19 protein-coding genes and 1 pseudogene are annotated in these 22101 nt (G+C 71.5%); 7 read left to right on the top strand and 13 right to left on the bottom strand.

What is annotated here, in order from left to right; translation table 11 throughout:
* Window positions 1-3 precede the first annotated feature (3 nt).
* From QSK36_RS05265 to QSK36_RS05255, 3 genes are read right to left on the bottom strand one after another with little or no spacing between them, the layout of a single operon-like run.
* On the bottom strand, window positions 4-1044 hold the full coding sequence (locus tag QSK36_RS05265; protein WP_285781525.1) for an ABC transporter substrate-binding protein: 1041 nt from the start codon (window positions 1042-1044) through the stop codon (window positions 4-6).
* A gap of 11 nt (window positions 1045-1055) precedes the next feature.
* Entirely contained in the window at window positions 1056-1925 is an 870-nt protein-coding gene (locus tag QSK36_RS05260; protein ID WP_183534449.1) for an ABC transporter permease, read from the bottom strand.
* The gene (locus tag QSK36_RS05255; RefSeq protein WP_221263401.1) at window positions 1915-2727 is read right to left on the bottom strand and encodes an ABC transporter ATP-binding protein; all 813 of its coding nucleotides are present in this window, start codon (window positions 2725-2727) and stop codon (window positions 1915-1917) included. Before QSK36_RS05255 ends, QSK36_RS05260 begins: the two co-directional genes overlap by 11 nt.
* Window positions 2728-2894: 167 nt before the next feature.
* On the opposite strand from QSK36_RS05255, the gene QSK36_RS05250 reads away from it, so the two are divergent.
* Entirely contained in the window at window positions 2895-4553 is a 1659-nt protein-coding gene (locus QSK36_RS05250; RefSeq protein ID WP_285781524.1) for a sensor histidine kinase, read from the top strand.
* Entirely contained in the window at window positions 4550-5224 is a 675-nt protein-coding gene (locus tag QSK36_RS05245) for a response regulator (protein ID WP_139573543.1), read from the top strand. The genes QSK36_RS05250 and QSK36_RS05245 overlap by 4 nt, the downstream gene beginning before the upstream one ends.
* Window positions 5225-5326: 102 nt before the next feature.
* Here QSK36_RS05245 and QSK36_RS05240 read toward each other — a convergent pair.
* A pseudogene (locus QSK36_RS05240) lies at window positions 5327-6904 on the bottom strand (phosphatidylglycerol lysyltransferase domain-containing protein); the annotation flags it as partial.
* A gap of 174 nt (window positions 6905-7078) precedes the next feature.
* Here QSK36_RS05240 and QSK36_RS05235 point away from each other — a divergent pair.
* Window positions 7079-8350, top strand: coding sequence for an alpha/beta hydrolase (locus QSK36_RS05235; protein WP_285781523.1), 1272 nt, complete (start codon window positions 7079-7081; stop codon window positions 8348-8350).
* Window positions 8351-8451: 101 nt separating this feature from the next.
* Here QSK36_RS05235 and QSK36_RS05230 read toward each other — a convergent pair whose 3' ends face one another.
* The 4 genes from QSK36_RS05230 to purN all read right to left on the bottom strand — a co-directional run bounded on the left by QSK36_RS05230 (window position 8452) and on the right by purN (window position 11825).
* A complete protein-coding gene (locus QSK36_RS05230; protein WP_285781522.1) occupies window positions 8452-9297 on the bottom strand; it encodes a bifunctional methylenetetrahydrofolate dehydrogenase/methenyltetrahydrofolate cyclohydrolase in 846 nt (281 codons plus the stop codon).
* 38 nt (window positions 9298-9335) lie between these two features.
* Entirely contained in the window at window positions 9336-9503 is a 168-nt protein-coding gene (locus tag QSK36_RS05225) for a hypothetical protein (RefSeq protein ID WP_167538689.1), read from the bottom strand.
* Between the two features lie 127 nt (window positions 9504-9630).
* Entirely contained in the window at window positions 9631-11172 is a 1542-nt protein-coding gene (gene purH / locus QSK36_RS05220) for a bifunctional phosphoribosylaminoimidazolecarboxamide formyltransferase/IMP cyclohydrolase (RefSeq protein ID WP_285781521.1), read from the bottom strand.
* The gene (gene purN, locus QSK36_RS05215; protein ID WP_183535809.1) at window positions 11169-11825 is read right to left on the bottom strand and encodes a phosphoribosylglycinamide formyltransferase; all 657 of its coding nucleotides are present in this window, start codon (window positions 11823-11825) and stop codon (window positions 11169-11171) included. Before purN ends, purH begins: the two co-directional genes overlap by 4 nt.
* A 167-nt stretch (window positions 11826-11992) precedes the next feature.
* Between purN and QSK36_RS05210 the strand changes: the two genes are divergently transcribed.
* The 3 genes from QSK36_RS05210 to QSK36_RS05200 all read left to right on the top strand — a co-directional run bounded on the left by QSK36_RS05210 (window position 11993) and on the right by QSK36_RS05200 (window position 14002).
* Window positions 11993-12397, top strand: a complete 405-nt coding sequence (locus tag QSK36_RS05210; protein ID WP_183534437.1) for a hypothetical protein — start codon at window positions 11993-11995, stop codon at window positions 12395-12397.
* A gap of 143 nt (window positions 12398-12540) precedes the next feature.
* A complete protein-coding gene (locus QSK36_RS05205; protein ID WP_285781520.1) occupies window positions 12541-13572 on the top strand; it encodes an MDR family NADP-dependent oxidoreductase in 1032 nt (343 codons plus the stop codon).
* A 19-nt stretch (window positions 13573-13591) separates the two neighbouring features.
* Window positions 13592-14002: a MerR family transcriptional regulator gene (locus QSK36_RS05200; RefSeq protein ID WP_183534433.1), complete on the top strand. Its 411-nt coding sequence runs from the start codon at window positions 13592-13594 to the stop codon at window positions 14000-14002.
* Here the strand turns inward: QSK36_RS05200 and QSK36_RS05195 are convergent.
* From QSK36_RS05195 to icmB, 4 genes are all read right to left on the bottom strand, one after another.
* Window positions 13981-15642 carry a cell division protein PerM gene (locus QSK36_RS05195; RefSeq protein ID WP_183534431.1) on the bottom strand — a complete coding sequence of 554 codons (1662 nt, stop codon included), beginning with the start codon at window positions 15640-15642 and terminating at the stop codon, window positions 13981-13983. The two genes, QSK36_RS05200 and QSK36_RS05195, sit on opposite strands and share 22 nt — an antisense overlap.
* A gap of 176 nt (window positions 15643-15818) precedes the next feature.
* Complete coding sequence (sucD, locus tag QSK36_RS05190; protein ID WP_183534429.1) at window positions 15819-16694, bottom strand: succinate--CoA ligase subunit alpha; 876 nt, start codon at window positions 16692-16694, stop codon at window positions 15819-15821.
* On the bottom strand, window positions 16694-17875 hold the full coding sequence (gene sucC, locus QSK36_RS05185; RefSeq protein ID WP_285781519.1) for an ADP-forming succinate--CoA ligase subunit beta: 1182 nt from the start codon (window positions 17873-17875) through the stop codon (window positions 16694-16696). The genes sucD and sucC overlap by 1 nt, the downstream gene beginning before the upstream one ends.
* Window positions 17876-18032: 157 nt before the next feature.
* Window positions 18033-18434: a coenzyme B12-dependent isobutyryl CoA mutase small subunit gene (gene icmB, locus QSK36_RS05180; protein ID WP_076433118.1), complete on the bottom strand. Its 402-nt coding sequence runs from the start codon at window positions 18432-18434 to the stop codon at window positions 18033-18035.
* 326 nt (window positions 18435-18760) lie between these two features.
* Between icmB and QSK36_RS05175 the strand changes: the two genes are divergently transcribed.
* Window positions 18761-19666, top strand: coding sequence for a hypothetical protein (locus QSK36_RS05175; protein ID WP_183534424.1), 906 nt, complete (start codon window positions 18761-18763; stop codon window positions 19664-19666).
* 129 nt (window positions 19667-19795) lie between these two features.
* Here QSK36_RS05175 and pcrA read toward each other — a convergent pair whose 3' ends face one another.
* A complete protein-coding gene (gene pcrA / locus QSK36_RS05170) occupies window positions 19796-22069 on the bottom strand; it encodes a DNA helicase PcrA (protein ID WP_285781518.1) in 2274 nt (757 codons plus the stop codon).
* Window positions 22070-22101: the final 32 nt, after the last annotated feature.

Here is a 22101-nt window from a genome sequence, read left to right as displayed (position 1 = left end):
GGTTCACCCGCCGCTGACGAACTCCGTGGTGTAGGTCGCGCCGAGGTCGATCGTGTCCTTCCTGCCCTTGACGTTGGGCGAGAAGGAGCCGAGCACCTCCAGCACGTTCCTGGCGCCGTCGGCGGGCATGACCCCGTCCTTCGTGAAGATGCTCTTGGTGTCGCCGATGGCCTTGACGTACAGCTTCGCGTCGTCCCCGGCGTACTCGGCGGGCATCTTCGCCGCGATCTCCTCGGCCGAGTGGTCGTTGATGAACCGCAGCGTCTTGACGAAGGCGCCGGCCAGCTTCCGTACGACGGGCTTGTTCGCCTTGACCCAGGCGCAGTCCATGTAGAGCGAGCTGGCCGGGTAGAGGCCGCCCAGGGCGGCTTTCGTCCCTTCCTCCGTCCGCATGTCGACGATCACCTTGGCCTTGCCCGTGGTGGTCAGCCGGGCCGCCGTGGGGTCGGTGGTCATGCCGCCGTCTATGCCGCCGTTGTCCAGGGCGGAGATGAAGGTGGGGCCGGCTCCGGCCTTCACCCGGGTGAAGTCCTCGACCCGCACCCCGTTCCCTACGGCCAGGGCCTGGGTCAGGAAGTCCGTCGAGGAGCCCGGGCTGGTGATGCCCAGGCGCCTGCCCTTGAAGTCGGCGGGCGAGGTGATCTCGCCGGCCTTGCCCGCGGCCACCAGTTCGACCTCGCCGGGCACATCGGCGAACTGGACCACGCTCTGGATGCACTTGCCCTTGGTCTGCAGGTCGATGGTGTGGTCGTAGAACCCGACGACGCCCTGCACATCGCCCGCCACGAGCACGTTCTCGGCCTGGGCGCCGGACGGTTCGGACAGCAGTTGGACGTCGAGTCCCTCGGCCTTGAAGTATCCGAGCTGCTCGGTGAGTTTGGCGGGCAGATAGATGACCTTGTCGATGCCGCCGACCATGATCTTCACGGTCGGCGTTCCGCCCGGCTGCCCCGCGCCGGCGCGCGAGTCGCGGCAGCCGGTGAGACAGAGCGCCAGGGCGAGGCCGGTGGCGGTGACGGTGACGAGGCGGGGCAACGCGTTCATGGGGGCTCCGATCAGATCTGCGCGTCGGCGGCGGAGGAGGACGACGGGGGGCGCCAGGCGAGCAGCCGGCGTTCGAGAAGGGTGAGCAGCCACTCGGCGAGCAGGGCGACGACCGTGATGATGATCATTCCGGCGTAGATGCCCGCGGCGTCGAACGTGCCCTGGGCGTGGTTGATCAGTAGGCCGAGGCCCTTGTCCGCGCCGGTGTACTCGCCGACAATCGCCCCGATCAGCGCGAAGCCGAAGGCGACGTGCAGGCTTGCGAGGATCCACGACGTGGCGCTCGGCAGCACGATCGAGGTGAGGATCTGACGGGGGTTCGCGCCGAGGATGCGGGCGTTGTCGACCAGCGTCCTGTCCACCTCGCGGGCGCCCTGGAAGGCGTTGAAGAACACCGCGAAGAACACCAGCACGACGGCCGTGGCGACCTTGGACGACATGCCCAGGCCGAACCAGATCACGAACAGCGAGGCGAGGACGATGCGCGGGATCGCGTTCGCGGCCTTGATGAACGGGGCGCACACCTCGGCGACGAACCGGCCCCGGCCGAGGAGCACGCCCAGCACGATCCCGGCGAGCGATCCGGCCGCGAATCCGAGGACGGCCTCCTCCAGCGTGACCCCGATCTGCTCCCAGATCGAACCGAACGCCGTTCCCTTGGTGAACCAGTCGACGAGCCGTCCCCAGATCGCGCTGGGCCGGGAGTAGTAGAACGGGTCGAGCCAGCCGGCGGTGGCGGCCTCCCAGCTGCCCAGCCACAGCACCACGAGCAGGACCCGGGTGACCGTGATCTTCGGTGCCGGGAACCGGCGGCGGGCGGGGGCCGACGCCTGCGCGTCCTCGACCGCGGGCGGGGCGGCGGCCACGGTCTCAGGCTGCACGGCGGGCTCCTCTCGCCCGGGTGATCTCGACCTCTTCGCGCAGCGAGTCCCAGACCCGCCGGTAGACGTCGAGGAAGGCTTCCTCCAGCCGGATCTCCTCCACCCGGCGCGGCCGGGCGAGGTCGACGCGGACGACGTCCTTGGCCGTCGCGGGCGCCGCTGTCATGACGACCACGGTGTCGGCGAGGGCGATGGCCTCGGTCAGGTCGTGGGTGACGAAGACGACCGCCGCGCCGGTGCCGGACCACAGTTCGAGCAGCAGGTCCTGCATGTGCTCTCGGGTCTGCACGTCGAGCGCGCCGAACGGCTCGTCCATCAGCAGGATCGACGGCTCGTTGATCAGCGTCTGGGCGAGCGCGACCCGCTTGCGCATCCCCCCGGAGAGCTGGTGCGGGTAGTACCGCTCGAAGCCCGCGAGCCCGACCCGCGCGACCCAGTCCGCGGCCTGCTCACGCGCGGCCCGCTTGGGCGCGCCCCGGTACCGCGGGCCCGCGGCGATGTTGTCGAGGACCGTACGCCACGGGAGCACGGCGTCCTGCTGGAACATGTACCCGAGCCGGTCGGGTATGCCGGTCACCGGGCGGCCGTGGACCAGGACCTCGCCCTCGCCGGCCGGGGCCAGCCCCGAGATCATCGACAGGCTGGTGGACTTGCCGCATCCCGTCGGCCCGACCACGCTGACGAACTCCCCCTGGCGTACGGTGAAGGACATGTCGCGGGTCGCGGTGTGGGCCGCGCCGTCGCGGGAACGGAAACGTTTCGTCACACCCCGCAACTCGATCGCGGGTGGTGATTCGGCCACGAGTTCACTCCTCAGGAAAACCGTTGTGCGAAAGCTCTCCGGGACCGTAGGCCGGGGTGAAGAGGCCGACCAGGCTTGTGCCACTTGTTCGGGTAATGCGCATACTTCGCGTTCTGCGCTTTCTGCTCACCCTTGTGTGACGAGACCCGGCGGGTATCGTGCTGGGCATGCCCTGGGCCGACCCTCCTAGGCCGCGTCCGCACCCTCGTTTCGCGACCCAAGCGCTGCTCGTGCAGGTCGCGGTCCTCCTGCTGATCATCGGTTTCGGCTTCGCGCTGGTGGCGTACCTGCTGCACGCGGAACTTGAGCGCCAGTACGAGCAGCGCGCGCTCGCCGTGGCGCGCGCCGTCGCCGCCGACGACGTCGTGATACGCGCGGTGGCCGCCCACTCCCCCGGCCCGCAGGTGCAGCGGCGGGCCGAAGAGGTACGCCGCCGTACCGGAGTGCTGTTCGTGGTGGTGGCCGACGACCAGGGCATCAGGTACTCCCACCCGGACCCCGCGAGGATCGGGCACCGGGTGAGCACCGAGCCGGAGGCGCTCGCCGGCCGGGACGTCGTCACCTTCGAGCGCGGCACGCTCGGCCTGTCGGCGCGCGGCAAGGTGCCCGTGCTGGACGGCGCCGGGCAGGTGGCCGGCCAGGTCAGCGTGGGTATCGCGGCTGGCGAGGTGTCCAGGAGGGTCGGCGACCTGCTGCGGGGCGCGGCCGGGTTCACCGGTCTCGCGCTGCTGCTCGGCCTGGCCGCCTCAGCCGGCCTCGCGCGCCGCCTCAAGCGGCAGACGCTGGGGCTGGAGCCCTCCGATCTCGCCGACCTGCTCCGGGAGCGCGAAGCCGTACTGCACGGCATCGACGAGGGCGTGCTGGCGGTGGACGCGGCCGGACGGATCACGATCTGCAACGACGCCGCCGCGCGGCTCCTCGGCGGCATGCCGGATTCGGGCACCGCGGTCGGCGACGCGGGCCTGCCGGCCGGCGTACGCACGCTCCTGGCCGAGCACCGCACGGTCCGCGGGGTGCTCCTCGCCACCGAGGACAGGATGCTGGTCGCCACGGCCGGACCGGTGCGGCGCGGGCAGCATGACCTCGGCCACGTGGTCACGCTGCGGGACCGCACCGACCTGGACGAGATGACCCGCGAGCTCGACGTGGTGCGCGCGCTGTCGGACGCGCTGCGCGCGCAGGCCCACGAGTACACCAACCGGCTGCACACGCTGTCCGGCCTGCTCAGCCTGGAACATCGCGACGAGGCCGTGGCCTACCTCCGCGAGCTCGCCGACGATCCCCTCGCGACGGAGTACGGCGACGGCGGGCGGCTGCGCGACCCGTACGTCCGCGGGCTGCTGGCCGCGAAGACGGCGGTGGCCTCCGAGTGCGCGGTCGACCTGCGGCTCAGCCAGGACTCGTTCCTGCCCGGTCCGCTCGCCTGTCCGCTCGACATGGTCACGGTCCTGGGCAACCTGGTGGACAACGCGATCAGCGCGGCGCGCTCCGGCGCCCGCAGGCCCGCCTGGGTCGAGGTGTCACTGCTGGCCGAAGCCGGCATCCTGCACCTCGTCGTCGTGGACAGCGGCGACGGCGTCCCGCCACATGCCTGCGACCGGCTGTTCGACCAGGACTTCACCACCAGCGCCGACGACGCCCGCCCGCACGGTGTCGGACTCGCGCTCGCACGGCGCGTCGCCCGCAGGCACGGCGGCGACCTCGCCCTGACCCGGCCCTCCGGCGCCGACTGCGGAGCGGTCTTCGTCGCGCGGATCCCCGGCGCGGTCGAGCCCGCGCCTCACCTGTCCGGAGCCCGGTCCGCCGGGTCCGTGGGGGTGCCGTGATCCGGGTTCTCGTCGTCGACGACGACTTCCGCGTCGCCAACCTCCACGCGCGCTATGTCGGCCGGGTGCCGGGGTTCGAGGTGGCGGGCATCGCCCACACCGCCGCCGAGGCCGTCGCGCTCGCCGGGCGGCTGCGCCCCCACCTCGTGCTGCTCGACCAGTACCTGCCGGACGCGCCCGGAACCTCGATCGTCCCGGACCTCGGCGGGCATGTGATCATGCTGACCGCCGCCGCCGAGGCTGGGGTCGTCCGCGAGGCGCTCGGCCGTGGGGTGGTCAACTACCTGGTGAAGCCCTTCACCGAGGGTGACCTCGCCGAGCGGCTCCGCGCGTACGAGCGGTTCCACCGGCGGCTGGGCGGCGCCGCGTCGCTGAGCCAGGCCGAGATCGACCGCGCGGTCCGCATGCTGCACGAGGGCGACCGGGTCGACGCCGCGGTCAGGAAGGGCCGGTCGAGCCACACCGCGCAGCTCGTCATCGACGCCCTGCGCGCCGCCGGGGGGCCGGTGACCTCAGCGGACCTCGCCGCCCGGCTCGGGCTCTCCCGGGCCACCGCGCAGCGTTACCTGTCCGACCTCGCCGCCGACGGACGGCTGACCGTCGGGCTCAGGTACGGAACCACCGGCCGGCCCGAACACCTCTACCGGCTTCCTGAGACGCCGGCGCAGTAGCCTGCCCCAGTCCGACGGGCCCGGCATCGTGAGGAACGCCTCCGCCTGGAGCGCGGAGACGCCGATGCGCGGCAGATCGCGGGCGGTCGGGTAGACCAGGAACCTCGGCTCCCACAGCGGCCTGAACTTGGCGTTGAAGCGGTACAACGACTCGATCTGGAACCAGCGGGACAGGAAGACGAGGATGCCGCACCACGCGCGCAGCACCGGCCCCGCCCCCAGCCGCTCCCCCCGCGCCAGCGCGGAGCGGAACATCGCGAAGTTCAGCGACACTCTGGTCACGCCGAAGTCCGGCGCGGCCTGCAGGGCCCGTACGATCAGCAGTTCGTTGAGCCCGGGGTCGGCCTCCCGGTCGCGCCGCATGAGGTCGAGGGAGATGCCGTCGGCTCCCCAGGGCACGAAATGCAGGACGGCCCGGATGTCCCCGCCCGGCGGCTCCTCGCCCTCGGGCGTGGCCCGGTGGGCGGTGACCACCAGGCAGCCGGCGTCGGCGGGGTCGCCGAACCGGCCGAGCGCCATCGAGAAGCCGCGCTCGGTCTCGGTGCCTCTCCAGAAGTCGGCCGCGTTGCGGATGCGCTCGCGCTCCGCCTCGCTCAGGTCTCCCGCCCGCCGCACCCGGCAGGTGTAGCCGAGCCGCTCCACCCGCTTGACCATCTGGCGCACGTTGCGCATGGCCCGGCCTTCCAGCGTGAAACCGGCCACCTCCACGACGGCCTCGTCCCCGATCTCCAGCGCGTCGAGGCCGCCCTCTCTGGTCCACACCTCGCCGCCGGTCTCGCCGCATCCGATCACGGCAGGGACCCATGCGTGCCGCCTGGCCTCCTCCAGGAACCGCCTGATCGCGCCGGGCCACGCCTCCGGGTCGCCGATCGGGTCGCCGCTGGCAAGCATCACCCCGGCGACGACGCGGTAGGCCACGGCGGCCTTGCCGCTGGGCGAGAAGATCACGCTCTTGTCCCGGCGGAGCGCGAAGTATCCGAGCGAGTCCTGCCGGCCGTACCGGTCGAGCAGGGCCCGCAGACGCCGCTCGTCGTCCCCGGTGAGCGCCGCGACCGGCCGTTCCGGCCGGAGGGCCAGGTAGATCGTGGTGACGGCGGTGAGCGCGCCGAGCCCGGCGAGCGAGAAGTAGACCAGGTCGCCGGTGCGCTCGGACGTGAACACGACCGGCCCCTCCAGGCCGACCAGGCCGAGCACGACGTGCCGCAGCTGATCGCCGAATCCGGGGTGGCCGACGACCGTCCGGTGATGCGTGGCGACGAGGATCCACCCGATCACGACGTCGAACGCGCCGAGCACCAGCAGGTTCCACAGCGCCCGCCAGCGCGAGCGCGGGTCGGACAGGGCGTAGAACTCCCGTCTGTTGACCAGCAGCACCACGCACAGGAGCAGCGACACCGACGCGGCGACCGGGTGCCGGTGCAGCCCCTCGAGCACGGTGCCCACCGGCAGCAGCACCACGACCGCGCGCCAGGCCCGTGCCTTACGCCGCCTGAGAGCGTGGGCAAGCATGATCAGCAAAATGCCGACCAGCAACGACGCCGTCTCGGCGAGCGTGGTGACACTGCCCGGCAGGACGCTCGCGATCTCGCTGATCCTGCTTCCGCGCAGGCGCGGGAACACGCCTTTGACGATGTCCAGGATGCCGATGAACAGCGCGGCGTACGCTGCCGCTGCGGGCACCCATGGACGCGCTATCCCGTTCCGGGAAATGTGTGTCCGACGGCTCACGGGACGAGACCTTAAATGGTGATATCCGCTCCGGGAGCAAGGATCGCGATCCTTAACCGCTCCCTTACGCCTCGCGAGTACCTTTGCATGAACCGGCACCACGGGGGACTTTAGGAGAGGCCGGATTTGGAGCTCACAACGGCGCACGTGCAGGTCCTGTTCGTCGCGCTCGCCGTCGGCGGGCTGGTCGCGACGGTCTGGCTGTGGCCCCGGCTGAGCGGGCCGTCCTGGCGCTCCGTCGCCGCGCGGGTGGGCGTGCTGGTCGCGGACCAGACCCTGCTGCTGCTCGCGATCGCCGTCGTGGTCAACGCGTACTTCGGGTTCTTCGGCTCGTGGGGCGACCTGCTGGGGACGAACGCCGCCGACGCGCCGGCGATCACGGCAGGCTCGGCGGGTACGGCGGCCGGCGGGGCGGGCCTCGTCCGGGTGCTCGGCAGCAGGCCGGTCGAGGTCACCAGGCCGAAGGCCGGCCTGCCCGCGGGGCGTCTGGAGGAGGTGACGATCGCCGGGGCGAGGACCGGGCTGAGCTCGTCGGCGTACGTGTACCTGCCGCCGCAGTATTTCGACACGAAGTACGCCGGCCGGCGCTTCCCGGTGATCCTCGGGCTGACCGGCTATCCGGGCGACGCGGAGAACCTGGTCACCCGGCTCGACATGCCCACGCTCACGGCGACCTCGATCCTCACCCACGAGATCGGCCCGACCGTCCTGGTGCTCATGCGCCCGACGGTCGCGCCGCCCCGGGACACCGAGTGCGTGGACGTGCCGGGTGGGCCGCAGGTCGAGACGTACTTCACCTCGGACGTGCCGCGGGCGGTGGCCGCGACGTTCCGGGTCGGCACCGGAGCCGCCAGCTGGGGCGTTCTCGGCGAGTCGACCGGGGGCTACTGCGCGCTCAAGCTGACCATGCGGCACCCCGAGGCGTTCTCGGCCGCGGTGTCCCTGTCCGGGTATTTCCACGCCCCGATGGACGTGACCACGGGCGACCTGTTCGGCGGGAACCGGCGGCTCCGGGACGAGAACGACCTGATGTGGCGGCTGGCCAACCTGCCGGCCCCGCCGGTGTCCGTCCTGGTGGCGAGCAGCCGTCAGGGCGAGTCCGACTACCGTGCGACGACGGACTTCATGGCGGCCGTGAAGGCGCCCATGCGGGCGTCCTCGCTGATCCTGCCGAGCGGGGGCCACAACTTCGCCACCTGGAACAGGGAGCTTCCCCAGGCCCTGCCCTGGCTCGCCCAGCAACTGCACGCGCCCGCGCAGACGCCGTCCCGGTCCACGAGCGAACAGGAAACCAAGCGCCTCGCCCGCGGATCGCCCCGGCGGCCTCGCCCCGGCCGTCACTCCCTCGCCCACAAGGTCGCGAAGAGGAGAGGTCCCAGGCCGGCGGGGAGGACGTGAGAGCGTCGCGCGGCCGCTGGTATCTGTACGTCCCGTAATCAGGCGGGGATACGCGGATGAGACGTCCCGGCGCCGCGGAAGGGCGCCGGGACGCCCTTGGATCAGTGCCGCTCGGCGGCCTCGACGACGTTGGCCAGCAGCATGGCCCGGGTCATCGGCCCCACCCCGCCGGGGTTGGGGGCGACGAAGCCCGCGACCTCGCGTACGTCGGGGGCCACGTCACCGGTGAGCTTCCCGTCGACCCTGGAGACGCCCACGTCGAGCACCGCCGCGCCGGGCTTGACCATGTCGGCGGTCACGAGGTGGGGCACCCCGGCCGCGGCGACCACGATGTCCGCCCGGCGCACGTGGGACGCCAGGTCCTGGGTGCCGGTGTGACAGAGCGTGACGGTGGCGTTCTCCGCGCGGCGGGTGAGCAGCAGGCCCAGCGGCCGGCCCACGGTGATGCCCCGGCCGACCACGACGACCTCGGCGCCCTTGAGCGGCACGCCGTACTCCTGGAGGAGGACCACGATGCCGCGCGGGGTGCACGGCAGCGGGGCGTCGACCATGTGGACGAGCCTGCCCAGGTTGACCGGGTGGAGGCCGTCGGCGTCCTTGGCCGGGTCCATGCGCTCGATGAGCGCCTGGGTGTCCAGGTGGCGCGGCAGCGGCAACTGGACGATGTAGCCCGTGCAGGCCGGGTCGGCGTTCAGCTCGTCGACCGCGGCCTCCACATCCGCCTGGCCGGCGCTCTCCGGAAGGTCCTTGCGGATGGAGGTGATGCCGACCTCCGCGCAGTCGCGGTGCTTGCCCGCGACGTAGATCTGGCTGCCCGGATCGTCGCCGACGAGGATCGTGCCCAGGCCGGGGGTGACACCCCGGGCGGCCAGGGCCTTCACCCGCTCCGCCAGCTCACTCTTGATCTTGGCGGCGGTCGCCTTGCCGTCCAGAAGCCGCGCGGTCATGGCTCTCCCTGTCCTTCCGGGTGATCCTTCCGGATGCTTTACTGTCCCCCCTCGCGCCGCTCGATGATCCGGCGGGTGAAGGGGATGAACTCCACGATCCGCCAACCGAAGTAAGCGGCCAGCGCGGCGACGGGCAGCAGCGCGATGGGGCTGTTCCACACGCCGTTCATCGTCGCGAAGGAGCTCATGATCGTATCAAGGGGCATGGAGGGACTCCGTGGGGAGGATGGGGTGGGGCGCTTCAGGCTAACCGCCCCATCGGGGTGATCGTGCCTTTTTCACCCCATCCATCCCTACAGCCGCCTCTCCGTGGCGGTACGTCGGCCTTCGCGATCAGTGGAAGAAGTGCCGGGTGCCGGTGAAGTAGAGCGTGATGCCCGCTTCCTTCGCCGCCTCGATGACCAGCTCGTCGCGGATCGAGCCGCCCGGCTCGACGATCGCCTTCACCCCGGCCTCCGCCAGCACCTGCAGGCCGTCGGGGAACGGGAAGTACGCGTCGGAGGCGCCGACCGACCCGGCCGCGCGCTCGCCGGCCCGGGAGACCGCCAGCCGGGCCGAGTCCACCCGGTTGACCTGGCCCATGCCGACGCCGACGGTCGCGCCGCCGGCCGCGAGCAGGATCGCGTTGGACTTCACCGACCGGCAGGCCCGCCAGGCGAAGGCCAGATCGGCCAGCACCTCGGGCGAGGCCGCCTCTCCGGCCTTGAGCTCCCACGTGGACGGGTCGTCGCCCGGCGCGTCCACCCGGTCCACCGTCTGCACGAGCAGGCCGCCGTCGATGCGGCGGAACTCCGCGGCGTTCGACGGCCCCTGCGGGCAGGCGAGCAGGCGGATGTTCTTCTTCTCCCTGAGCACCTCGAGCGCGTCCGCCGCGAACGACGGCGCGACCACCACCTCCGTGAAGATCGGCGCGATCTGCTCGGCCAGCTCGCGGGTCACCTCGCGGTTGACCGCGATCACTCCGCCGTAGGCGGAGACCGGGTCGCACTCGTGCGCCTTGCGGTGCGCCTCGACCACGTCGGCGCCCACCGCGATCCCGCAGGGGTTGGCGTGCTTGATGACGGCCACGCACGGCTCGGCGAAGTCCCAGGCGGCCCGCCAGGCGGCGTCGGCGTCCACGTAGTTGTTGTAGGACATCTCCTTGCCGTGGAGCTGCTCGGCGTTGGCCAGGCCGTCCTTGCCCCCGGTGTAGAGGGCCGCCCCCTGGTGCGGGTTCTCGCCGTACCGCAGGGCGGTCTTGCGCTTCCACGCCGCGCCCATGAAGGACGGCCACTCGCCCTCGGGCGCGTACACGTTGGCGAACCAGGACGCGACCGCGACGTCGTAGGCGGCGGTGTGCGCGTACGCCGTGGCGGCCAGCCTCCTGCGCTCGGTCAGCGTGAAGCCGCCCTCGGCGACCGCGGCGAGCACCTCGCCGTATGCCTTGGGGTCGACGACCACGGCCACCGTGCCGTGGTTCTTGGCCGCGGCGCGGATCATCGCGGGCCCGCCGATGTCGATCTGCTCGACGCACTCGGCGTCGGAGGCGCCGGAGGCGACCGTGGCGGCGAACGGATACAGGTTCACCACCGCGAGCTGGAACGGCTCGATCTCCAGCTCCTCCAGCTGCTTGACGTGGGAGGGGTTGGCGCCGTCGGCGAGCAGCCCGGCGTGGACCCGTGGGTGGAGGGTCTTGACCCGTCCGTCCAGGCACTCGGGGAATCCGGTGAGCGACTCCACCTTCGTGACCGGCACGCCGTAGGAGGCGATCGCGGCGGCGGTGCCGCCGGTCGACACGATCTCCACGCCCGCGGCCTCGAGCCCCCGCGCCAGGTCTTCGAGACCCGTCTTGTCGTAAACGGTGATCAGCGCACGGCGGATGGCGATGCGGGTCACTTCGTGATCCTTCCTGGTGTCGGGCCTTCTGCGGCCTGTCCTGCGACTCGTCCCGTCCCCAGGCGCACGGTCCGCCCGGTCAGGGTCCAGCCCTCGCGGGCCATGCGGCCCACCGTCTCGACGAGGAGGCGTCGCTCGACCGTCTTGATGCGCTCGTGCAGCGACTCCTCGTCGTCCCCCTCCCGTACGGGCACCGCCTCCTGGGCGATCACCGGGCCCGTGTCCACGCCGGCGTCGACGAGGTGGACCGTGCAACCGGTGACGCGGACGCCGTACGCGAGGGCGTCGCGCACGGCGTGCGCGCCTGGGAAGGCGGGCAGCAGCGCCGGATGGGTGTTGACGACGGGGAACGCGCCCAGCACGCGGGAGCCGAGGATCTTCATGAACCCGGCGGAGACCACCAGGTCGGGCTTGTGCTCGGCGATGCGCCCGGCCAGCCTCTCGTCCCACTCCTCCCGGGTGGGGTGATCGCCCACCCTCTCGACGAACGTGGGGACGCCGGCGCGCTCGGCCCGGGCCAGGCCCTCGATGCCGGTGCGGTCGGCCCCGACGGCCACGACGGTCGCGCCGAACGCGTCGTCTGCCGCCGCGTCCAGCAGCGCTTGCAGGTTGGTCCCCGAACCCGAGACGAGGACGACGAGCCGGACGGACAGAGCGGAACTCCTTCGTGAGCTGCCTTCGTTTTGCAGGTGATTGCCGGGAGATGGTTCCTTAGAGAGTGGTCGAGCGTGGAGGGCCGTCCCTCGACGCAGCTAAAGCGTATCGGGCGCCGGCCATCACGACTTACGACGGGCTATGCGGAACGCGAGGCGAGGAGACCGTGACAACACCCCTACAGACGCCGACCCCTGCAACCGGAGGGCGCAGGGCCCTCGTGCTCGCCATCATGGCGCTCGTCTTCACGCTGATGCTGCCGGCGGCCGGGCTGGCGCTGTCACTGTTCGCGATCGTCATCGCGATCCGTGACCTGCGCCTGCTCAACCGCGAACGACGCGGGATCGGCATGGCGACCGGAGCCGTCGTGCTCTCGTCGCTCGCGTTCGTCCTGGGCATCGTGACCACGGGATTCCAGCTCTACTTCTCCGACGAACTCACCGCGTACAACGAGTGCCGCAAGGGCGCGGGCACGGTGACGGCCCAGCAGGACTGCTCCGAGCAGCTGATGCGGGCGTTCGAGCGGAAGATGGGCGTGGCCTGGCCCGCGGGCGTCCCGGCGCCCGCCTGACCGCACGACCGCATGTGAGCCGTCCGCGCCGTCGCGAACGGCTCACAGGTCTTGCCTTTGACGCGCGGGTCAGGGGTTAGCGTCGCGGGGCCGTGCGGCTGTGCCGCACGAGCGGTTCCCCTCCGACACCGTAGGAGTTCCCCATGCCCCGAACCCTGCCCCGCGCCGCACGGGAGATCCGGCTCGCCGAGGTTCCGTCCGGCCTTCCCGGCCCCGAGCACCTGACCGTGGCCGAGGTCCCGCTGCCCGTGCCGGGGGCCGGTGAGGTCCTGGTGCGCAACCGCTGGTTCCAGGTCTTCCCTTCGCTGCGCACGCTGATCGCCGGAGGCGTGCCGGGCACGCCCTTCCCCCCGCTTCGTCCCGGGGACGCGCTGTTCGGCCCGGCCGTCGGCGAGGTCGTCACGGCCCCCTTCGTCAAGGGCACGGATGACGGCGGTCTGCGGCCGGGCGACCTGGTCGCGCACTTCCAGGGCTGGCGTGAGTACGCCGTGGTCCCCGTGTCCGCGCCGCTGGGGGACGCCCTGCCCGATCCGGCCGCGCACCTGGCTTCTGGCGCCACCGCGTACGCCGCCCTGACCCGGATCGCCCGCCTGCGTGCGGGCGAGACGGTGCTCGTCACCGGGGGCGCCGGAGGCGTCGGGTCGCTCGCCGGCCAGGTCGCCCGGCAACTGGGCGCGGCACGCGTGATCGGCACCACCGGCTCACCGGCGAAGGCCGAGCGCATGACCGCCGAACTCGGCTACGACGCGGTGGTCCTGCGCGACGGGAGCCCGATCGGCGGCCGGCTGGCCGAGGCGGCGCCCGACGGCGTCGACGTGGTCGTCGACACCGTCGGCGGCGAGCAGCTTCAGGCGGCGGTGGCCGCGGCGCGGCCCGATGCCCGCCTCGTCGTGGTCGGCACCCTGGCCACGCAGCTGTCGGCCGCGTCCGGCGGCACGACGGCCCCGGTGGAGCTGGACGCCTTCCAGCTCATCGCCAAGAACATCACCCTCCGCGGCCTCACCGGCGTCGGCGACGAGATCCACGCGGAGTGGACGGAGCGTTTCGGCGCCTGGCTCCGCTCGGGCGCCGTCGTCTTCCCGCACACGCGGATCGCGGGCATCGAACGCGCGCCGCGGGCGTTGCGTGAGTTGTTCGAGGGACGGCACGTGGGAACGGTCGTCGTAGAAGCCTGAGCACGGCACAGGAGGTCTCATGCGGATCGGCGACGCCGCGGCGGCGGCCGGGACCACGCCACGCGCGTTGCGCCTGTACGAGCAGCGCGGGTTGCTCCTGCCGCCCCCGCGGACCTCGTCAGGCCAGCGGGAGTACGGCCCGCGGGACATCGCCCGCATCCGCCTGGTGCGCCAGTTGCTCACCCTCGGCCTGACCCTCGAGGACGTCGCCCGCTGCGCCGACCGCCTGGACCTGCTGGAGGGCGACACGCTCCCGCCGTACGGCAGCCCCGGCTGCTCCGGCGGCAGCGGAAGCGGCGGAAGCGGCGTCGTGCAACGCCGGATCGCCGCCCTGGACGCCGAGATCGCCCGCCTGACGGACCTGCGGGACCGCCTCGCCTCGGCCGTCGCCGAGCCGCCTCAGAGGGCTCAGTCGCGGTCCCAGGCGTAGGGATCGACGTAGATGACGTGACCCCCGCGGTCGTCGCTCTCGTCCACGATGTCCTTGCGCGGCTTCGGCGGGGGGCTCGGGGCACGACGCTTCGCGGCCGGTTTGCGCGGGATATCGGCTATAGGGGGAATGGCGCCGGCCCGCCGCGCGCCCATGTCGTCGAAGGTCTCCGCCGCCGCCGCGGCGTGCTCGTCGGTCCAGTCGTCCCTGATGACCGGGATCGGCTGGGTGTCCGCCTCGGTGGCGTCCAGCCAGTGGCCGGGCAGGTGGGCGCCGCGGGCGGGCCGCACCCGCCCGGCCGCCTTGGCGATCACGGCGCCGGCCTTCCGCACCGGCTCGGGCGGGGTGGCCGGCCGCCGGGAGATCAGCCACCAGTTGGCGATGCCGGCCGAGATGCCGGCGGCCACGCCGACCTCGAGCGTGACCGACAGCGCCACCTCCCAGGGAGACGGCCCCACCGCGGCCAGGCCCGCCCCGCCGAGCGGGCCGCCGGCCAGCGCGGCGAGCGTTCCCGCGACGAGGCCGGAGGTGATTCCGCAGACGAACCCCCACAGCGGCGCGGCCTCGATCGACGGGGTCGGCGCGACGCGGGCCGTCACCACGCCGGCGACCGCCCCGGCCGCGAACGGCACCGCGATCACGCCCATGACCCAGGGGGGCGCGGCGCCGGACGACGGCAGGGCGCCCAGCAGCGGCAGCATGGGCACCGCGCTGAGCTTGACCCCGGTGGGAGCGACCAGCGTCCCGGCGCCCACCGCGAACCCGGGCCCCGAGATGTACGCCATGCCCCAGATGACGGCGTTGAAGAAGTAGAGGACCTCCAGGAGCAGGAGCAGCAGGCCGCCGACCACTCCGGGGCTGAGGACCTCCGACATCTGCTGGATCCGGGCGAAGTTGACCACCACCGACCCGAGGACCAGCACGGCCCCGGCCACGAGCATCAGCGAGGTCGCGACGGCCGTGCCGACCACGAGCGACCGCGGGCGCTCGGGCAGCAGGCGCAGCATCGACCGCCACGGCCCGATCGTGCGGGCGGTGGCCACCGAGCCGGTGACGAAGGCCAGCAGCAGGTGGCTGATCAACGCCTCCCCCAGGAACGGCTGCATGACCTCGTTGCCGGAGACGAGGGCGATCACCCCGGCGAGCAGCGCGTACGGCGCGGCCAGCGAGATGCCGGCCTGGGCGATGAGCGCGAGCTGGGCGCGGCGCCGGGCGTTCTCGAGGTCGCGCGGCGTGCCCTTGGGTAGCCGGGCCGGCATCCGCACCCGCAGGTCGGCGTCCCGCGCCATCCACAGGCCGGCCCGGTAGAGCAGCACCCCCGGCAGGATCATCAGGCCGATGGGCAGCAGGCCCACCCGGCCGCCCGGGATCGCGAAACCGGCGTGGTGGGCGGCGAGCCAGAGCTGGCAGGCCGTGCGGAAGACGCCGGGCAGGCCCTCGCCGAACGGCCCCCGGGGCGCGGCCATCCAGCCGATGAGCGTGAGTGTGGTGAGCACGGCGAGGCCGACGCCGAGCGTCCCGACCGCGGCCAGCATGCCGGAGACGGGGAGCGGACGGCGGGTCTCCTCGTCGTCGCCGCCGCCCATGCGGCCGAGCACGGCGCGGGGAGCGGTCCTGAATTGATCGAGAAGGCCCGTCACGCTACCGCATCATCCCAGCCCCGCCGCCTCCCTCCACGTCGCCACGCCGAGGAGTACGCAATCCGGACGCATTGGCACGCGTACCGGCCGGGCCCGAAAACGACCGCGACCTTGCGCTCGCACCACCGCGGCGGTAGGAGCGCAAGGTCGCGGACGACAGTCGGATGTACGCGCGATCAGCGGCTGGACATGATCTCGCGCATCAGGCGGGCGGTCTCGCTGGGCGTGCGGCCGACGCGGACGCCGACCTTCTCCAGGGCCTCCTTCTTGGCCTGGGCGGTGCCGGCGGAGCCGGACACGATCGCGCCGGCGTGGCCCATGGTCTTGCCCTCGGGCGCGGTGAACCCGGCGACGTAGGCGACGACCGGCTTGGTCACGTGCTCGTCGATGTAGGCCGCCGCGCGCTCCTCGGCGTCGCCGCCGATCTCGCCGATCATCACGATCGCGTCGGTCTCCGGGTCCTCCTGGAACGCCTGGAGGGCGTCGATGTGCGTCGTGCCGATGACCGGGTCGCCGCCGATGCCGACGCAGGTGGAGAAGCCGATGTCACGCAGCTCGTACATGAGCTGGTAGGTCAGCGTGCCGGACTTCGACACCAGGCCGACGCGGCCCTTGGTGGTGATGTCGGCCGGGATGATGCCCGCGTTGGAGGCGCCCGGCGAGGCGATGCCGGGGCAGTTCGGGCCGATGATGCGGGTCTTGTTGCCCTTGGAGACGGCGTACGCCCAGAACTCGGTCGTGTCGTGGACCGGCACGCCCTCGGTGATGACCACGCACAGCGGGATCTCGGCGTCGACGGCCTCGCGGACGGCGGACTTGGTGCCGGCCGGGGGCACGAAGACGACGGACACGTCGGCGCCCGTCTGCTCCATGGCCTCCTTGACCGTGCCGAAGACCGGCAGGCCCTCGTGCGTGATGCCGGCCTTGCGGGCGTTCACGCCGCCCACGACCTTGACACCGGCGGCGAGCATGCGGCGGGTGTGCTTGGTGCCCTCACCACCGGTCATGCCCTGCACGATGATCTTGCTGTTCTCGGTGAGCCAGATAGCCATTACGCACCTACCGCGGCGAGCTCGGCGGCGCGCTTGGCCGCTTCGTCCATGGTGTCGACCAGCTCGACCCGCGGCAGCGCGGCGTCGGCCAGGATCTGCCGCCCCAGGGCGGCGTTGTTGCCGTCCAGGCGGACGACCAGCGGGTGGGTCACTTCCTCGCCCCGGCTCTCCAGGAGCTTGAAGGCCGAGACGATGCCGTTGGCGACGGCGTCGCAGGCGGTGATGCCACCGAAGACGTTCACGAAGACCGACTTCACCGACGGGTCGGACAGGATGATCTCCAGGCCGTTCGCCATGACCTCGGCCGAGGCGCCGCCGCCGATGTCGAGGAAGTTGGCCGGCTTGGGCTGGCCGGGGAACTCCTCACCCGCGTACGCCACGACGTCGAGCGTGGACATGACCAGGCCCGCGCCGTTGCCGATGATGCCGACGTTGCCGTCCAGCTTGACGTAGTTGAGGTGCTTCTCCTTGGCCCGGGCCTCCAGCGGGTCCTCCGCGGCCTTGTCGACGTACGCGGCGTGCTCCGCCTGGCGGAAGTTCGCGTTGTCGTCGAGGGTGACCTTGCCGTCGAGCGCCTTCACCTGGCCGTCGGCCGACAGGATCATCGGGTTGACCTCGACGAGCGAGGCGTCCTCGTCGACGAAGACGGCCCAGAGCTTCTCGATCAGCTCGGCGGCGCCGTCCAGCGCCTGCTGCGGCAGGCCGCCCGCCACCGCGATCTCGCGAGCCCTGGCGCGGTCGACGCCCGTCAGCGGGCTGACCGGCACCTTCGCCACCTTCTCCGGCGCGGTGTGCGCGACCTCCTCGATGTCCATGCCGCCGGAGGCGGAGCAGATGGCGAGGAAGGTGCGGTTGGCACGGTCGAGAAGGAAGGAGAAGTAGTACTCCTCCGCGATCTGGCTGGCCTCCTCGATCAGGACCTTGTGGACCGTGTGGCCCTTGATGTCCATGCCGAGGATCTGCGTCGCCTTCGCCTGCGCGTCGGCGGCGTCGTCGGCCACCTTCACGCCGCCGGCCTTGCCGCGCCCGCCGGTCTTGACCTGGGCCTTGACGACAACGCGACCGGTGAGCTGCTCGGCAGCCGCCCGCGCCTCCTCCACGGTGTGCGCGACGATTCCGCGCGGCACCGGGATGCCGTATTCCGCGAAGAGCTCCTTCGCCTGATGTTCGAACAGGTCCACGAGGGTCCGTCCCTTTTGATGTCCGAGGCCGGGCGCCGTCGTCCCGCCCGGCGTTTCCGCGCATGAAGCCTAGTCCCCGTACGAGCGTGGGCGCGTCGTCGGGTCCCACTGGAGCCTTGCCAACAACTCTCATGTACGGCAAGGTTGGGCAAAATACCTAAACGGTGGCTGGGACCGCCGAACGGACCCATTCCACGATCTCCTGCGTCGTGGACCCGGGCGTGAAAATCCTGGCGACCCCCATCTTCGCGAGTTCGGGGATGTCGGCCTCGGGGATGATGCCCCCGCCGAACACGACAATGTCCTCGGCGCCCTCCTCGCGCAGGACCTCGAAGAGCCGGGCGAACAGCGTCATGTGCGCGCCGGACAGGATGGACAGCCCGATCGCCGCCGCGTCCTCCTGGATCGCCGTACGGACGATCTGCTCCGGGGTCTGATGCAGCCCCGTGTAGATGACCTCCATGCCCGCGTCGCGCAGCGCCCGCGCCACCACCTTGACCCCGCGGTCGTGCCCGTCGAGCCCCGGCTTCGCGACGACGACCCGAATCCTGCCTGCCATGAAGACCTCCCTACGGTGCCCGCTGCCCGAAGCGTAACCGCCGCCCGGGGCCCGGCCCCCGAACGGCCCTACGTCAGCCGCCCACCGGCCGCTCCCACCGCAGCGCATGCGGACCGTCCACGAGCCCCGGCTCTCGATACGGCGAGGAGTTCGATGGCCCGCAATCGAACGTTTTGTGGTGGCGAATTGATAATCAACCGGCATAACGGGCCACTAGCTGAAGACTCACAGGAAATGTGGATTATTGTGACTTTCCCGTGATCATGGTTCGAGAAGATTCCCCGGCTGCCCTCGTGATCATGAGGGCACTTACGGGAGGAATCACCTTGAAGCGAGCACTCATGGCGCTGGCGTGCGCCGCGACGGCCGCCCTCGTGGCGCCCGCCGTCGCCGCCCCCGCGCAGGCTCAGACCTCTACTCAGGCACAGGCCCCCGCCGCCGACCCGGTGGCGGCGCTGCGCAAGCAGTTCGTCTCCGGCCACGGCGTGCGATTCGTGTCCACGGGCACGATGAGCCTCGCCGGCATCACGGCCGTCAAATTCACCTCGAACGGCGGACTCGCCTTCGGCCGGTCCGGCGTCGTCGCCTCCGACAGCACGCAGAAGATGAAGTACAGCGACCTGCTGAAGGAGGAGAACGAGGACCTGAAGGACGCGGAGAAGCCCCTCCACGCGATCGTCATCGGCAGTACGGGCTACCTCTCGGGCGGGGTCTACGCGAGCCTGCTGCCCGAAGGCAAGACCTGGCTGCGGCTCCCCGGCCAGCGGCCGGGCTCCTCGTCGAGCCTGGGCGAGTTCGTGAACCCCGCCGACTGGCGCAGCCTCAAGACGGTCCTCGCGACCACCAAGGCCAAGGGTCCGGGCGGCAGCGTCAACGGCGCGAAGACCACGCTCTACCGCGGCACCATCACGCTGAGCCAGCTCATGAAGGTCAGTCCGGGCATCAAGGACAGCTTCGGCGGCCTGGGCTCCAACCCTGCCAAGACCGTGGTGTCCTGGAAGCTGTGGATCGGCTCCGACCAGCTCGTCCGCCGCGCCTCGGCCACCGCCGACCTGACGATGAAGGTCGAGGACGACTCCCTCACCTTCACCCTCAGCGACGTCACCACGTTCGCCGGCTGGGGCGGGAAGGTCACGGTCAAGGCGCCGCCGAAGAGCAAGGTCGCCAACCTGACCGACCTCGACGGCGACGTGCCGGACACGACGGGCACCGTCATCCTGCCCAACAACTGAACCGGGCGGGGCCGATCAGGCACGAGTGAGCATCGCGCGGCCGAGCCCCCCGCGCGGCGCTGAAATGAGGCGGCCGGCCCCCGGGTGACACGCCACCCGGGGGCCGTGGGGCCGGTCAGAGCTTGTCGATCAGAGCTTGTCGATCGGGGCGTAGGCGAGAAGCAGGGTCTTCTCGCCCTCGCTGCCGAAGTCGATCTTCACGCGCGTCTTCTCGGCCTGACCGTCCACCGCCACCACGGTGCCGAGCCCGAACGTGTCGTGGGTGACCCGGTCGCCCGGCGACAGGTTCGGGATCTGCCGGCCGCCGGTCTTCTGCGCGGGAGCCGTACGGGCGGCCGGGCGGGAGGTCGCGGCGGACCAGGCGGTCTTGCCCGGGTCGCCGCGCCAGTCGACCAGGTCGCCCGGCACCTCGGACAGGAAGCGCGAGGCGGGGTTGAACGACGGCGCGCCCCACGCCGAGCGGACCGCCGACCTGGACAGGTAGAGCCGTTCCTTGGCCCGGGTGATGCCGACGTACGCCAGCCTGCGCTCCTCCTCCAGCTCCTTCGGGTCGCTCAGCGAGCGCATGTGGGGGAAGACGCCGTCCTCCATGCCCGTGAGGAACACCACGGGGAACTCCAGGCCCTTGGCGGTGTGCAGGGTCATCAGCGTGACCACGCCGCCGCTGTCGTCGCCGTCGGGGATCTGGTCGGCGTCGGCGACCAGCGAGACCTGCTCGAGGAAGTCGACGAGCGTGCCCTCCGGGTTCGCCTCCTCGAACTCGGCGGCCACCGAGATCAGCTCGTTGAGGTTCTCCAGCCGGCTCTCGTCCTGTGGGTCGCCCGAGGTCTCCAGCTCCGTCCGGTAGCCGGTGGAGCTCAGCACCTCCTCCGCGAGGTCGGACAGCGGAAGCTCCTTGGCGCGCAGTTCGTCGAGCAACGTGACGAAGTCGCGGATCGCGTTCAGCGAGCGGGTGGCCACCCCCGGCGCCTCGTCGGCCCGGCGCAGCGCCTCCCAGAAGGCGATGCGCTCCCGGTTGGCGAACGCCTCGATCATCGCCTCGGCGCGGTCGCCGATGCCGCGCTTGGGCACGTTGAGGATGCGCCGCAGCGACACCGTGTCGCTCGGGTTGGCCAGGACCCGCAGGTAGGCGAGCAGGTCCTTGACCTCCTTGCGCTCGTAGAACCGCACCCCGCCCACGACCTTGTATGGCAGGCCCGTGCGGATGAAGATCTCCTCGAACACGCGGGAGGCGGCGTTCGTGCGGTAGAAGACCGCCACGTCGCCGGGGGTGACGCCGTGGTCGTCGCTGAGCCGGTCGACCTCCTGCGCGACGAACATGGCCTCGTCGTGCTCGTTGTCGGCCGCATAGCCGATGATCTTCGGGCCCGCGCCCTGGTCGGACCACAGGTTCTTCGGCTTGCGGCCCTCGTTGCGAGAGATGACCGAGTTGGCGGCGTTCAGGATCGTCTGCGTGGAGCGGTAGTTCTGCTCCAGCAGGATCGTCCGCGCGTCCGGATAGTCGCGCTCGAACTCCAGGATGTTGCGGATCGTCGCGCCGCGGAAGGCGTAGATCGACTGGTCGGCGTCGCCGACGACCACCAGCTCGGAGGGCTCGACGCCCTCCCGCACCACGTCGCCGTCGGCGGTGCGCACCTCGGGCCGCCCGACCAGCTCACGGATCAGCATGTACTGCGCGTGGTTGGTGTCCTGGTACTCGTCGACCATCACGTGCCGGAACCGCCGCCGGTAGTGCTCGGCCACGTCGGGGAAGAGCTGGAACAGCGTGACCGTCAGCATGATCAGGTCGTCGAAGTCCATCGCGCCGGCCTCGGTGAGCCGCCGCTGGTAGGTGCGGTACGCCTCGGCGAGCGTCCGCTCCAGATGGGTCGAGGCCCGGTCGGCCGCCGTCTCGTAGTCGATCAGCTCGTTCTTGAAGTTGCTGACCTGGGCCGAGAAGGACCGCGGCGGGTAGCGCTTGGGGTCGAGGTCGAGCTCACGGCACACCATCGCCATGAGCCGCTGGGAGTCGGCCTGGTCGTAGATCGAGAAGCTGGAGGAGAAACCCAGCCGCTTCGCCTCGCGCCGCAGGATCCGCACGCAGGCGCTGTGGAACGTCATGACCCACATGGCCCTGGACCGCGGCCCGATGAGCTTGTCGACCCGCTCCTTCATCTCCCGGGCGGCCTTGTTGGTGAAGGTGATCGCGAGGATCTCCCCCGGCTGGACGTCACGCTCCGCCAGCAGGTGGGCGATGCGGTGCGTCAGCACCCTGGTCTTCCCGGAGCCGGCCCCGGCGACGATCAGCAGCGGACTGCCCTGGTGGGTGACGGCGTCCCGCTGCTGCGGGTTGAGGCCGTCGAGCAACGGATGAGTGGCGGCTCGGGTGGACACTCTCCTTAGGTTATGGCCGCGCGCCGACATTCGGAGCCCACTCGCCCGGCAAGTCGCGTTTA

The organism is Microbispora sp. NBRC 16548, from assembly GCF_030268985.1.
GTDB classification, from domain to species: Bacteria; Actinomycetota; Actinomycetes; order Streptosporangiales; family Streptosporangiaceae; genus Microbispora; species Microbispora catharanthi.
This window is presented reverse-complemented; position numbering and strand designations above follow the sequence as displayed.

Coding starts and splice junctions, on each gene's coding strand:
- QSK36_RS05250 (WP_285781524.1), top strand. CDS start 2,895: ATGCCCTGGGCCGACCCTCCTAGGCCGCGTCCGCACCCTCGTTTCGCG.
- icmB (WP_076433118.1), bottom strand. CDS start 18,434: ATGGCAGGCAGGATTCGGGTCGTCGTCGCGAAGCCGGGGCTCGACGGG.
- QSK36_RS05230 (WP_285781522.1), bottom strand. CDS start 9,297: ATGACCGCGCGGCTTCTGGACGGCAAGGCGACCGCCGCCAAGATCAAG.
- QSK36_RS05225 (WP_167538689.1), bottom strand. CDS start 9,503: ATGCCCCTTGATACGATCATGAGCTCCTTCGCGACGATGAACGGCGTG.
- pcrA (WP_285781518.1), bottom strand. CDS start 22,069: ATGTCGGCGCGCGGCCATAACCTAAGGAGAGTGTCCACCCGAGCCGCC.
- QSK36_RS05205 (WP_285781520.1), top strand. CDS start 12,541: ATGCCCCGAACCCTGCCCCGCGCCGCACGGGAGATCCGGCTCGCCGAG.
- QSK36_RS05265 (WP_285781525.1), bottom strand. CDS start 1,044: ATGAACGCGTTGCCCCGCCTCGTCACCGTCACCGCCACCGGCCTCGCC.
- sucD (WP_183534429.1), bottom strand. CDS start 16,694: ATGGCTATCTGGCTCACCGAGAACAGCAAGATCATCGTGCAGGGCATG.
- QSK36_RS05200 (WP_183534433.1), top strand. CDS start 13,592: ATGCGGATCGGCGACGCCGCGGCGGCGGCCGGGACCACGCCACGCGCG.